The organism is Bosea sp. 685, from assembly GCF_031884435.1.
GTDB lineage: Bacteria > Pseudomonadota > Alphaproteobacteria > Rhizobiales > Beijerinckiaceae > Allobosea.
Window position 1 is genome coordinate 1,210,681 of sequence record NZ_CP134779.1, and the last position, 12,238, is coordinate 1,222,918.

A 12,238-nucleotide genomic window follows, 5' to 3' on the forward strand; every position below is an offset into this window, starting at 1 on the left:
GCTAGCTACTCGCTGACGAGCTTGCGCGACTTCAGCAGGGCAAGCAGGCCCTCATCGCGGCGCGTCTCCAGTTCAGCGATCGAGCGGCCCGCGGCTTCTTCCGCGACGCCGGCGATGATCGCGCGCTGGACCTCCTCGCCCAGGCCCGGATTGCCCAGCGCTTGCCAGCGCCGCACCTGGCTTGGGCCGAGATGGGCGAGGTAGCCAGCGATGCCGCCTTCGCCGCCGCCGAGATGATAGGTCATATGCGGCCCCATCAGAGCCCAGCGCAGGCCGGGACCGTTGCACAAAGCCGCGTCGATTTCGGAGACGCTGGCGACGCCCTGCTCGACCAGATGCACCGCCTCCCGATAGAGCGCCGAGGCCAGCCGGTTGGCGATATGGCCGGGCATTTCGCGGTTCAGGATCACCGGCCGACGGCCGAGCCCGCGGTAGAAGGCGGCGGCGCGCGCAATGACGACCTCATCCTCGCCGACGATCTCGACCAGCGGCACGAGATGCGGCGGGTTGAACGGGTGGGCGACGATGATGCGGGCAGGGTTTGCGCAATCGGCGACGATGGCGCTGCGGACCAGCGCGGAGGTCGAGCTGGCAATGATCGTATCCGGCGGGCTGCCGGCATCGATGCGGGCGAGCAGCTCGCGCTTCACGGCCTCGTTCTCGGGACCGTTCTCCTGCACGAATTGGGCACCGGACAATGTCGCTGCGAGATCGGTTGAAAAGGCGATATTGCCGGTGCCCGTCTGGTCGAGCTCGGCGAGCTGTGCGCGAGCGCGCTCGACATAGGCGCGGAACTTTGCCTCGGCTTCCGGCGCCGGATCATAGGCGGAGACGGCGAGGCCGTGGGCGGTGGCAAGCGCCGCCCAGCTCGCGCCGATCATGCCGGCGCCAACGATGGCGATACGCTGGATGGTTCCTGTCATCGCGTCCTCATTCCGGCTTGAGCCCGGTCGCCTTGATCAATTCGTTCCATTTCGTCATCTCGCTGTCGATCAGCGCAGCCGCCTCAGTTGGCGTGCCTGGCTTGGGCGTGACGCCCTGGAGCTTCATCGCCTCCAGCGCTCGCGGGCTCCTCAGCGCCTTGCCGATCTCGGTGTTGAGCCTGTCGATGACGGGCTGCGGCGTGCCGGCCGGCGCCAGCACACCGAACCAGGAGCCGATCTCGAAATCGGCCAGGCCCTGCGAAATCGCGGTCGGATAGTCCGGCATGAAGGGCGAGGGCTCGCGGCCGGTCGTCGCGATCGCCTTCAGCGAGCCGGCATTCACATGCTGGAGCACGGAGGGGATCGTGTCGAACATCACCTTGACCTGACCGCCGATCATGTCGGTCATCGCCGGGCCAGAGCCACGATAGGCGACATGGCCGAGCTTGGTGCCGGCCCGCGCATTGAACATCTCGCCCGCCAGATGCTGTGGCGAGCCATTGCCGGAGGAGGCGTAGTTGAAGTCGTCGGGCCTGGCCTTGGCCAGTGCGACCAGCTCGGGGATGGTCTTGGCCTGCACCGAGGGGTGGACGACGAGCGCCAGCCCAACCGTGCCGGCGAGCGTGACCGGCGCGAAATCCTTCTTCAGGTCGAAGCCGGGCCTGGCCTGCAAGCCCATATTGATCGAGTGACTGGTGAGCGCACCCATCAGCAGGGTGTAGCCATCGGGCTGGGCTCGGGCCACGGCCGCCGCACCGACGCTGCCGGCCGCGCCGGCGCGGTTCTCGACCACGACGCGCTGGCCGATCATCTGCGAGACCTCCTCGGCGATGACGCGGCCGATGATGTCGGTGGCGCCGCCGGGTGCATAGGGCACGATCAGGATGATCGGCCGCGTTGGATAGGTTTGGGACGAGGCGGGCGTTATGCCGGCCAAAGCGAGGGCGGCGAGCGTGCCGCCCAGGAAGCTGCGTTTCAACATCGAGCGTTCTCCTCCTGTGGTGAAGCGGGCCGGTTGATCCGGCCTCGCTTGGTTCGAGATGGTTCAGTCGCGGTAGAGATCCTTCACATCGGTCTTGATGGCGGCGATGTCGGCGAAGCGTTCGCCGGAACGGCTCAGGCCGATCGCCGGCTCCCAGCTCTCCTGCTCGATCCGGGATTTGGTCGGGCGCGCGAAAGCCTCGCATCCGCTCAGGAGATGCGAGGAGGAGAGTGGTGTTTCGGGCAAAGGAGACGCCTCGCCTGCGATCGCGAGGCGGCCCGGAGCCGAGCCGCCTGAATCTGGCCCCAGCATGCCTTGCCGATGGCGCCGGGTCGAGGCCTAGCCCCGCCGGTCCTGACGTTGCGAGAGACCGGGGGATGGCCCGCTTCTTGCGAAAGCCGACGACGCGGCCCCGGTGAAATCGGCGGCGCGTGCAGAGCGAAATGGAGAGCGAGATGGGCGTTCAGGACGACATTGCTTCCCCGCAAGACCCGGCTTCCCCGCAGGATCCGGCTTTGCTGGTCGAGCGCCGCAGCCTGTTCGGGCTCGGCCTCGCCGGTGCCGCGATCGGCACCGCTGCAGCCGCCAGCCTGATCGCGCCTTCGGCCGCGCAGGCCCAAACTGCCGCCAAGAGCAAGCTCTACACGATCAAGGAGCGCGGCAAGCTCATCGTCGGCACGGGCAGCACCAACCCGCCCTGGCACTTCCAGGATGCCAGCGGCAAGCTCGTCGGCATGGACATCGACCTGGCCAAGCTCCTGGCGAAGGGCCTGTTCGATGATTACGAGAAGGTCGAGTTCGTGCTCCAGGGCTCGGATGCGCGTATCCCGAGCCTTGTCACCGACAAGGTCGATATCGTCGTGCAATGGATGACCGTGACGCCGGGCCGGGCGCAACAGGTCGATTTCACCATTCCCTATTACCGCGAGGGCAATGGCCTGCTGATGCTGGCGCGTGGCGGCAAATACAAGAACTATGAGGAGCTGAAGGCTGCGGGCAGCGCCGTCACGGTCGGCGGGATGCAGAACGTCTTCTTGGAGGAGTGGATCCACAAGGCCTTGCCGCAGGCCAAGGTCGATGCCTTCGACAGCCCGGATTCTGCCATGCAGGCGCTGAACGCCCGGCGCATCGACGCCTCGCTGCAGGATCAGTCGGCCGTGCGCTGGCTGATGCAGCAGGCGCCCGGCCGCTTCGTCGATTCAGGTTTCGGCTGGATGCCGAACTCCTATGCCTCGGCGGTCAAGCCCGGCGATCCGATTTGGCTGAACTGGGTCAACACGGCCTATAAGGAAGCGATGGTCGGCGTCGATTTCGACTATTTCGCCGCCTCCTACAAGAAGTGGTTCGGCATCGAACTGCCGATCCCGAAGGTCGGTTTTCCGCAAGAGTTCGCCTGATGGCATGGCCCTTGCCGCGGTCGGTCGGCATGCGCGCCGGCCGGCACGGCGTCGCGCCGCGGTCCGGACAATCACGGCCATCATGATCGACTATCATTTCGACTGGTCCGTCATCGCGCGCAACGCCGACAAGCTGACCGACGCCCTGCTGCTCGGGCTCGGTCTTGCGGTCGTGTCGCTGCTGATCGGCAGCGTGATCGGCCTCCTGGCCGCCTATGCGCGCGTTTCGGGCAAGACCTGGCTTTCGGCCCCAGTCTGGGCCTATGTCGAGTTCATCCGCTGCACGCCGTTGCTGCTGTTGATCTTCTTCCTCTATTTCGGCCTGCCGGAGTTCGACATCACCTTTCTCGACAAGACGCAGAGCTTCGTGCTCTCGCTCTCGCTCTATGCCGGCGCTTATATGTGCGAGGTCTTCCGCGCGGGCCTGGCCTCGATACCCAAGCAATATGTCGAGGCTGCCAAGGCGATCGGCCTGCGTCCCTGGCAGCGCCAGGCCTATGTCATCCTGCCCGTGATGTTCCGCATCACCCTGCCGTCGATCGGCAACAACCTGATCTCGCTGTTCAAGGACACGTCGCTGGCGGCCGCGATCGCGGTACCGGAGCTGACCTTCACGGCGCGCCAGATCAACGCCAACACCTTCCGGGTCATGGAGGTCTGGCTGACCGCGAGCGCGCTCTATCTCGTCAGTGCCTATCTGATCGCCATGATGCTGCGGCTGCTTGAGCGCCGCTACGCATCGATCCGCTGAGGTCGCCATGGATTTTTCGATGACGCCCGGCACCTTCCTGTTCGAGGCTTGGCAGGCGCGGGCCTCACTGCTCTCGGGGCTCGGTGTGACGATGCTGAGCTCGGCCCTGAGCATCGTCATGGCAACGGTCTGCGGGCTCGCGATGGGCGTGGCGCTGGCTTATGGCTGGTGGTGGCTGCGGCTGGTCGCACGGCTCTATGTCGACCTGATGCGCGGCATCCCGCTGCTGGTGCTGATCCTCTTCACCTATTACGGGCTGGCGCTGTTCGGCATCAACGTGCCGGCCTTCTGGGCCGGCGTCATCGCGCTCGGCGCTTTTGCCACCGCCCATGTCGCCGAGAATTTCCGCGGTGCGGTCCAGTCCGTGCCCGCCGGACAGATGGAGGCGGCCAAGGCGATCGGGCTGACCTTCGGCAAGCGGCTCAGCTATGTCATCCTGCCGCAGGCCGTGCGCCGCATGCTGCCGCCCTGGGTCAACACCGCGCTGGAGATCGTCAAGGGCACGACGCTGCTCTCGATCATCGGCGTGGTCGAGCTGCTGCTGTCGGCCCAGCAGGCGATGGCGCGCAATTACATGATCATCGATTTCTACCTGCTGACCGCGGCGCTCTATGTCGCGGTCAATTTCACGCTCGCCCAGCTCGGCGCATCGCTGGAGCGGCGGTTCTCCTATCTGCGCTATTGAGGGAAGGGCCGCCGATGATCGAGCCAGCGCTTCTGCAAGCCCGTGACGTGCGCAAGAGCTTCGGCCAGATCGAGGTGCTGAAGGGCATCGATCTCACCGTCAGCCAGGGGCAGGTGGTCTCGCTGATCGGCGCCTCGGGATCGGGCAAGACGACCTTCCTGCGCTGCATCAATCTGCTGGAAGAGCATGATGGCGGCGAGATCCTGCTCGATGGCGACCCGGTCGGCTACATCATGGCCGGTGAGCGCCGGAAGCGCCTGAGCGAAACCCGGATTTCGGCGCAGCGTGCCCGGCTCGGCATGGTTTTCCAGCAGTTCAATCTGTTTCCGCATCTGACGGCCGCCGACAATGTCATGCTCGGCCTGACCAAGGTGCAGGGCAAGAGCGATGCCGAGGCGCGCGACATCGCCCAGCATTGGCTCGGCCGCGTCGGACTGGCCGATCGCAGCGGGCACTATCCCTATCAGCTCTCCGGCGGCCAGCAACAGCGCGTCGCGATCGCGCGGGCCGTCGCCATGCAGCCACGGCTGCTGCTCTTCGACGAGGTGACCTCGGCGCTGGATCCCGAGCTGGTCGCCGAGGTCCTGAGCGTGATGCAGGGCCTGGCCGAGTCAGGGATGACGATGCTGCTGGTCAGCCACGAGATGATGTTCGTCCGCGACGTTTCCAACCACGTCGTCTTCCTCGATCAGGGCAGGGTCGCCGAGGCCGGGCCGCCGGCCGAGATCTTCGGCAATCCTCAGAACGACCGGCTCAAAAGCTTCCTCGGTCGCTTTCACGGGCTGTTTGGGCGGGGCTGAGCGGGACCTGAGTCGCTTGTCGTCGTCCATCCCCGTCATTGCGAGGAGCGAAGCGACGAAGCAATCCAGGAGGACGTCGAGCACGCGGCTCTGGATTGCTTCGGCTCACGCTCGCAATGACGGTTGGCGCTAGTGAATCTCCGGTTCGGGGATCTTCGCCGTGCCTTCGAGATAGTCGAAATCGCAGCCCTTGTCGGCCTGGCGGATATGGGCCGCCGACATCTTGCCGTAGCCGCGCGGATAGTCGCGGTTCGGCGGCGACCAGGTCGCAAGCCGAGCGGTGATCTCGGCATCGCTCAGATTGACGTTGATGCTGCGCGCCTCGACATCGACGCTGATGATGTCGCCGGTCCTGACCGCCGCGAGCGGCCCCTTGATATAGGCTTCGGGCGCAACATGAAGCACGCAGGCGCCGTAGCTCGTGCCGGACATGCGGGCGTCCGAAATGCGCAGCATGTCGCGTACGCCCTGCTTCAAGAGCTTGCGCGGGATCGGCATCATGCCCCATTCCGGCATGCCAGGGCCGCCGACGGGGCCGCAATTCTTCAAAACCATGACGTGGTCGGCCGTGACGTCGAGGCTCTCGTCATTCACTGCCTTCATCATCGCATCGTAATCCTCGAAGACCAGCGCCGGACCTGAATGCTTGAGCAGGCGGGGTTCGGCGGCGGAGGGTTTGATGACGCAGCCATCGGGGGCGAGATTGCCCTTGAGCACGGCGAGCCCGTTGGCGGTCGAGACGGCGCGGTCGAGCGGGCGGATGACGTTATCGTCATAGATCTGGGCCAGCGCGATCGTCTCCGAGATCGGCTTGCCGGTCACCGTCATGGCATCGGTGTGGAGCTTGCTCTCAAGTTGCTTGAGCAGGGCCGGCAGCCCGCCGGCATAGAAGAAGTCCTCCATCAGGAATTCGCCGGAGGGGCGTAAGTTTGCGATCACCGGGACTGTCCGCGAGAAGGCATCGAAATCATCCGGCGTCAGCGACACGCCGGCGCGGCCGGCCATGGCGATCAGGTGGATGATGGCGTTGGTCGAGCCCGCCACCGCCATATGCACGGTCAATGCGTTCTCGAAGCTTTTCCGCGTCAGGATCCGGTCAGGCGTCAGATCCTCCCAGACCATCTCGACGATGCGCTTGCCCGACGCAGCTGCCATGCGCGGATGGGCTGCGTCGGCGGCGGGGATGGCTGAGGCGCCGGGCAGGGTCAGCCCCAGCACCTCGGCATGGCTCATCATCGTGGCAGCGGTGCCCATCACCATGCAGGTGCCATAGGAGCGGGCGATGCCGCTCTCCATGTCCTTCCACTGGTCGTCGGTGATGTTGCCGGCTTCCTTCTCGGCCCAGTATTTCCAGACATCGGCGCCGGAGCCTAGCACCTTGCCGGCCCAGTTGCCGCGCAGCATCGGGCCTGCCGGGACGAAGATGAAGGGCAGGCCGGCGCTGCAAGCGCCCATGATCAGCGCCGGGGTGGATTTGTCGCAGCCGCCCAGCAGCACCGCGCCATCGAGCGGATGGGAGCGGATCGATTCCTCGGCCTCCATCGCCAGGAAGTTGCGGTAGAGCATGGTAGTGGGCTTCTGGTACTGCTCCGAGACCGACATCACCGGGATCTCGACGGGAAAGCCTCCGCTGGCCCAGACGGCGCGCTTCACGGCTTCGGCGCGGTCACGCAGATGGGTGTGGCAGGGGTTGATCTCGGACCAGGTGTTGAGGATGCCGATGACCGGCTTGCCCATGAACTCGTCATGGCCGAAGCCCATCTGCAGCGCCCGCGAGCGATGGCCGAAGGAGCGCAGGTCGCTGGCGCCGAACCAGCGCTTGCTGCGCAGGGTGTCGGGCGTCTTGCGGGGATGGGACGACATAGGCGTTTCCTTCGCGTGATCTTTTTGTTTGTCGCAGGCATTCTCCGTCATGCTCGGGCTTGTCCCGAGCATCCACGTCTTGAACACAGGTCTTGACCAGCGAAGACGTGGATGGTCGCCACAAGGGCGACCATGACGGGTGGCACTACTCCGCGGCGGCCTTCGCTGCGCTCCAGCCGGAGACGATGGCGCGCAGTTCGGCCTTCTCCGCGGCGTTCAGTTCCGGCAGGCCGGGCAGGCGGACGGGGCCGACATTCGTGCCGAGCAGGCCGAGAGCTTCCTTGACCACGGTGACGTTGGCGCCGTTGCCGTATTTCGTGCGCAGAGTCTCGAAGCCGGCGATGGCGTCGACCTCGACGCGAGCGGCAGCGTAGTCGCCCTTCTCCAGCGCATGCCAGACGGCAAGCGAGCGCTCCGGCGCAACATTGATCAGGCCGGAGGTGAAGCCGCGGGCGCCCAATGCGTAGAAGGGCGCAGCCCAACCTTCTGCGAGGCCGCAGATCCAGTTGGCGCTGGTCCCTTGCGTCGCGCGCACGCATTCGGCCAGCAGCATCATGTTGTTGGAAGCGAATTTGACGCCGGCGACATTGGCATGGGTCGCGACGCGGACGAGGTCCTTCACGCCGATCGCATCCGAGCGGATATAGGCGACGACGGGCAGCGTCAGCGCCTCGGCGATCGCGATGATGTAGTCGGCCTGCGATTGCGGCGCGGCGAAGGGGTCGAGCGGGTGATGCACCATCACCGCGTCGCAGCCCGCGGTTGCGGCGAGCCTGCCAGTCGAGACGGCTTCGCGCAGCGAGCGGCCGATGCCGGCGGTCACCAGCGCCTTGCCGTTGGCGGCCTGTGCTGCGACGGCATGACTCTTCACGACCTCGTCGGTCGTCATCGGGTAGAACTCGCCGGTGTTGCCGGCCGAGACGATGTTGTGGATGCCGGCCGCCGCGATGCGCGCGACGATCTTGGCCGTCACCGCCCAATCGGCCTCGCCATCGGCGCCCCAGGCGGTGACATGTACGCCGGAGATGCCGCGCAAAGCCTTGCGCACTTTGTTTTCGTGTTTTTGGTTTGCGTGCTTTTGGTCATTCGTCATAGGCCAGTCCCTCCGCATCCGCGCCGAACACCTGGTGCACATGGGCTTTCGCCGAGCGCACGATGTGGCGTCTCATCCTCGTCTCGGCGAGCGCCGGATCGCGTCCCGCCAGCGCCTCGAAAATCGATTTGTGTTCTTCAAAACCCTGGGCGCGCTCGGTGGGCTCGGAGAGCAGCGCGATGCGCTGGGCGTGATCGTACATGCGCTGGCCGTCGAGCCGACGCTCGAGATAGGTGCAGCCCGAAATCCGGTGGATGGCGCCGTGATAGGCCTCGTTCAGGGTGACGAGGTCCTCGAGCGCGCTATGCGCCGTCGCATGCTCCATGTCGTCGATCAGGCGCGCCATCTCGGCGATGTCGGCATCGCTCAGCCGGTTGGCGGCGATATGAGCCATGACGCTTTCGAGCGCGGCGCGGCCAAGAGCCATTTCCAGCGCCTGGCGGGCCGAGAACTCGACGAAGACGCCGCGCCGGGCTTCCGTCCGGACCAGCCCCTCGCTTTCCAGCTTGCGGATCGCGTCCTTTACCGGGGTGGTGCTGACGCCGAGCATCTCGGCGAGCTGACGCTCGTTCAGGCGCTCGCCATTGCGGAAACGCCCGGCGACGATCGCGCGGCGCAAGCGCTCATGCACATGCTCGCGCAAGGAGCGCAGCAGATGCGGGGCGACGGGCTCGATGGCGATCGATTGCGACATACCGTTCCAAGACATGGCGGTTCCAAGACATGGTTTCACGGTCGGCAATTCCCCGACGGGGAGTTGACGCCGGCCAGGAGCCCATGGCGGCACCAAACATCACAAACCGCAAGTGCCGGCAAGTCTGAAATTTCAGATTTCAAATCCCGAATGCCGTGCTATGTCACCCTCAAGGCCGAGCCAAGGGCCGCACCGGCGCAACGAGCCGGGACTGGAAAACGCAATGGGAGGATTGCCGACAATGAGACTGACACGCAGGGCCATGATCGCCGCCGCTTGCCTGGCTGCCGCGCCAGCCGCGATGGCCCAGGGAGACTATCCCTCCAGGGTCGTGACGATCGTCGTGCCCTTCGCTGCGGGCGGCACCACCGACATCCTCGGACGCCTGCTGGCCGAACGGCTGGGCGCCCGGATGAACGGTCGCTTCATCGTGGAGAACCGGGCCGGAGCCGGCGGCAATACCGGCGTTGCCGCCGTCGCACGCTCGACGCCCGATGGCTATACGCTGACCATGGGCACGGTCTCGACCCATGCGATCAATCCCGGCGTCTACGCCAAGATGCCTTATGACCACATCAAGGATTTCGCGCCGATCTCGCAGGTGGCGAGCGTGCCGAATATCCTGATGGTCAATATCGACCTGCCGGCCAAGACGGTGCCGGAGCTGATCGCGCTGTTGAAGGCCAATCCCGGCAAATATTCGTTCGGCTCGTCGGGTGCCGGCACCTCGACGCATATGGCGGCCGAATTGTTCAAGGTCGCGACCGGAACCGACATGGCCCATGTGCCTTATCGTTCCAGCGGGCAAGTGACGCAGGATCTGCTCTCGGGCCAGATCCAGGTCTCGTTCGACAACATCACCATCGCCTGGCCGCATGTCGAGGCCGGCAAGATCCGCGCGCTCGCCACCGCGACGCCGGAGCGGCTGGCTGTGGCCCCGGATCTGCCGGCGCTGGCCGAGTTCATCCCGGGCTATGCCGCGACCTCCTGGCACGGCTTCTTCGCGCCGTCGGGCGTGCCCAAGGAGATCGTCGCCAGGCTTTCCACCGAGGTGCAGGCGATTATGCGCGAGCCCGGCACGATCGAGCAGCTGAAGAAGCTCGGCGTCGATCCCGTCGGTTCGACGCAAGAACAGTTCGCCGCCCATATCGCCGCCGAGACCAAGCGCTGGGGCGAGGTGGCGCAGAAGGCGAATGTGAAGATCGAATGATCGAAGGGCCGATCATTCCGCCAGCGCGGCCGCCTGACGTGGCGGTCTGTGCTTCCGGTGCTCACGTACTTGAGTACGCTCCGCTCCGGTTCTCGACCGCCACGCCATCCGTCTCACGCTGACGAAATATTCGACCCTTCGCTGGAGCCCCGCTCAAGATCATGACGACCCTCACTCCCGAAAACCGCACGAAGCTGAAGCGCGTCTCGACCGCCACGCTCACCACCGCGCTGTTCAAGCGCGGCTTCCGCAATGTTTTCATCCAGGATGTCAGGCCGCTCGGCCTGAAGTCCGGCTCGATGGTCGGCGAGGCCTTCACGCTCCGCTATATCCCGGCGCGGGAGGATCTCGACCTGCTCTCGGCCTTCGAGGGCACACAGCATCCGCAGCGGCGCGCGGTCGAGGATTGCCCGCCCGGCCATGTCATGGTGATCGACAGCCGCAAGGATCCGCGCGCGGCCTCGGCCGGCGGCATCCTGGTCTCGCGCCTGATGCAACGCGGCGTCGCCGGCGTCGTCACCGATGGCGGCTTTCGCGACTCGCCGGAGATCGCCGCCATGGCGATCCCCGCCTATCACAATCGCCCGAGCGCACCGACCAACCTGATCCGCCACCATGCGCTCGACATCAACGCGCCGATCGCCTGCGGCGACGTCGCGGTCTATCCCGGCGACATCGTCGTCGGAGACGGCGAGGGCGTCTGCGTCATCCCCGCCCATCTCGCCAACGAGATCGCGCCGGAGGTCTATGAGCAGACGGCCTATGAGGATTTCGTCGCCGAGCGCGTGCGCGCCGGGCAGGGCATCTTCGGGCTTTATCCCGCCAATGCCGAGACCAAGGCAGAGTTCGCCGAATGGCGGCCGAGCTGGTCCTGACCGTTCGCGCTGCCCGCTGCTGACGCGGCGCTGCGCCAATCTGTGCTTCGGCGGTCCCAAGGGCAATTGTCTCTACATGGCGAACAGCCACTCGCTCCATGCGCTTTACGTCGAGGCTCACGGCGCGGTCTGAGCCCTCGGGACCGATGCGGTTGCGGTTCGCCGTCGCACCGGCCCTGGCATGCGGCGGGAAGGTGCGACACCAGGCTCGCCCTTGAGCTGAACGCCGACCGGTATCGTTAACCGCTGCTTGATGCGTCTCTGCGAGGGTCGAATCCCCATCGATGCGCGCGGGGGAGGTACGGGCTATGACGATGCGCAAGGCCGTTCGGCCATGACAGAGGTTGCGACCTTGCCCGCGCGCTACAACGCCTGGGTCAATCGCAAACTCGGCATAACCAGGCTCGGCGAGTCCGAGGCCTCGGCGCTTCGCGCGGCGCAGGCCGACATCTTCGCGCGCATTATCCCACCCATCCTGATCTCCAATGCGCTCTCGGCAGTCCTCGTGGCGAGCACCGCCATGTTTCATGGCTGGCTGTGGTTTCCGCTGTTGTGGAGTGGATGGGTCGTATCCACCGGGGTGTTCGGCATCCTGCGGATTTCCAGGATCAATGCACGCAAGCGCGACGACGCGCCATCCGTGAAGTTCAATGACAGGATCCTGATCGATTCGGCGATGATGGCGATGCCCTGGCTGGTGATGGCCGTGGTGATCAATCCGACTGCGGTGCCCCAGATGGAGGTGCTGACGGCGACCCTACTGGCAGGACTGATCTGCGCCGGCACGTTCACCATGGCCAGCATGCCCTCGGCTGCGCTGCTCTTCGTCGGCCTGATCCTGACAGCCCGCATCCTCCACATCGCGCTGTCCCCGGTCGATCATTTGCCGGAGAACCTCGCCTTTCAGGCGATCTGCGGGTCGGTCATGCTGGTGTCGCTGCGCAGCATGGCGCAGCTCTTCATCG

General features: G+C 65.7%; 12 protein-coding genes. 6 read left to right on the plus strand and 6 right to left on the minus strand.

All coding sequences use genetic code 11. The features are described 5' to 3' along the window. Nucleotides 1-5: 5 nt before the first annotated feature. The 3 genes from RMR04_RS06810 to RMR04_RS06820 form a co-directional block, all read right to left on the minus strand. Nucleotides 6-923 carry a 3-hydroxyacyl-CoA dehydrogenase NAD-binding domain-containing protein gene (locus RMR04_RS06810; protein ID WP_311913711.1) on the minus strand — a complete coding sequence of 306 codons (918 nt, stop codon included), beginning with the start codon at nt 921-923 and terminating at the stop codon, nt 6-8. Between the two features lie 7 nt (nt 924-930). Beyond that, nucleotides 931-1,905 carry a Bug family tripartite tricarboxylate transporter substrate binding protein gene (locus RMR04_RS06815; protein WP_311913713.1) on the minus strand — a complete coding sequence of 325 codons (975 nt, stop codon included), beginning with the start codon at nt 1,903-1,905 and terminating at the stop codon, nt 931-933. A 63-nt stretch (nt 1,906-1,968) separates the two neighbouring features. After that, a complete protein-coding gene (locus RMR04_RS06820) occupies nt 1,969-2,151 on the minus strand; it encodes a hypothetical protein (protein WP_311913714.1) in 183 nt (60 codons plus the stop codon). 209 nt (nt 2,152-2,360) lie between these two features. Between RMR04_RS06820 and RMR04_RS06825 the strand changes: the two genes are divergently transcribed. The 4 genes from RMR04_RS06825 (at nt 2,361) to RMR04_RS06840 (ending at nt 5,538) form a co-directional block, all read left to right on the plus strand. Then, the gene (locus tag RMR04_RS06825; RefSeq protein ID WP_311913715.1) at nt 2,361-3,302 is read left to right on the plus strand and encodes a transporter substrate-binding domain-containing protein; all 942 of its coding nucleotides are present in this window, start codon (nt 2,361-2,363) and stop codon (nt 3,300-3,302) included. An 85-nt stretch (nt 3,303-3,387) separates the two neighbouring features. Further along, complete coding sequence (locus RMR04_RS06830; protein WP_311915752.1) at nt 3,388-4,053, plus strand: amino acid ABC transporter permease; 666 nt, start codon at nt 3,388-3,390, stop codon at nt 4,051-4,053. A gap of 7 nt (nt 4,054-4,060) precedes the next feature. Next, nucleotides 4,061-4,738: an amino acid ABC transporter permease gene (locus RMR04_RS06835; RefSeq protein ID WP_311913716.1), complete on the plus strand. Its 678-nt coding sequence runs from the start codon at nt 4,061-4,063 to the stop codon at nt 4,736-4,738. A 14-nt stretch (nt 4,739-4,752) separates the two neighbouring features. Then, nucleotides 4,753-5,538 carry an amino acid ABC transporter ATP-binding protein gene (locus tag RMR04_RS06840; RefSeq protein ID WP_311913718.1) on the plus strand — a complete coding sequence of 262 codons (786 nt, stop codon included), beginning with the start codon at nt 4,753-4,755 and terminating at the stop codon, nt 5,536-5,538. 129 nt (nt 5,539-5,667) lie between these two features. Here RMR04_RS06840 and araD read toward each other — a convergent pair whose 3' ends face one another. The 3 genes from araD to RMR04_RS06855 all read right to left on the minus strand — a co-directional run bounded on the left by araD (nt 5,668) and on the right by RMR04_RS06855 (nt 9,203). After that, a complete protein-coding gene (gene araD, locus RMR04_RS06845; protein ID WP_311913719.1) occupies nt 5,668-7,401 on the minus strand; it encodes an L-arabinonate dehydratase in 1,734 nt (577 codons plus the stop codon). A gap of 145 nt (nt 7,402-7,546) precedes the next feature. Beyond that, nucleotides 7,547-8,494 (minus strand): dihydrodipicolinate synthase family protein, encoded by a 948-nt coding sequence (locus RMR04_RS06850; protein WP_311913720.1) that lies wholly within the window; start codon nt 8,492-8,494, stop codon nt 7,547-7,549. Next, nucleotides 8,484-9,203 carry a GntR family transcriptional regulator gene (locus RMR04_RS06855; RefSeq protein WP_311913721.1) on the minus strand — a complete coding sequence of 240 codons (720 nt, stop codon included), beginning with the start codon at nt 9,201-9,203 and terminating at the stop codon, nt 8,484-8,486. The genes RMR04_RS06850 and RMR04_RS06855 overlap by 11 nt, the downstream gene beginning before the upstream one ends. Before the next feature lie 226 nt (nt 9,204-9,429). Here RMR04_RS06855 and RMR04_RS06860 point away from each other — a divergent pair, with 226 nt between their 5' ends. Together RMR04_RS06860 and RMR04_RS06865 are read left to right on the plus strand one after the other, a co-directional pair. Further along, entirely contained in the window at nt 9,430-10,398 is a 969-nt protein-coding gene (locus RMR04_RS06860; protein ID WP_092167426.1) for a Bug family tripartite tricarboxylate transporter substrate binding protein, read from the plus strand. A 161-nt stretch (nt 10,399-10,559) separates the two neighbouring features. Then, nucleotides 10,560-11,273, plus strand: a complete 714-nt coding sequence (locus RMR04_RS06865; RefSeq protein WP_311913722.1) for a ribonuclease activity regulator RraA — start codon at nt 10,560-10,562, stop codon at nt 11,271-11,273. The last annotated feature ends 965 nt before the right edge of the window (nt 11,274-12,238 follow it).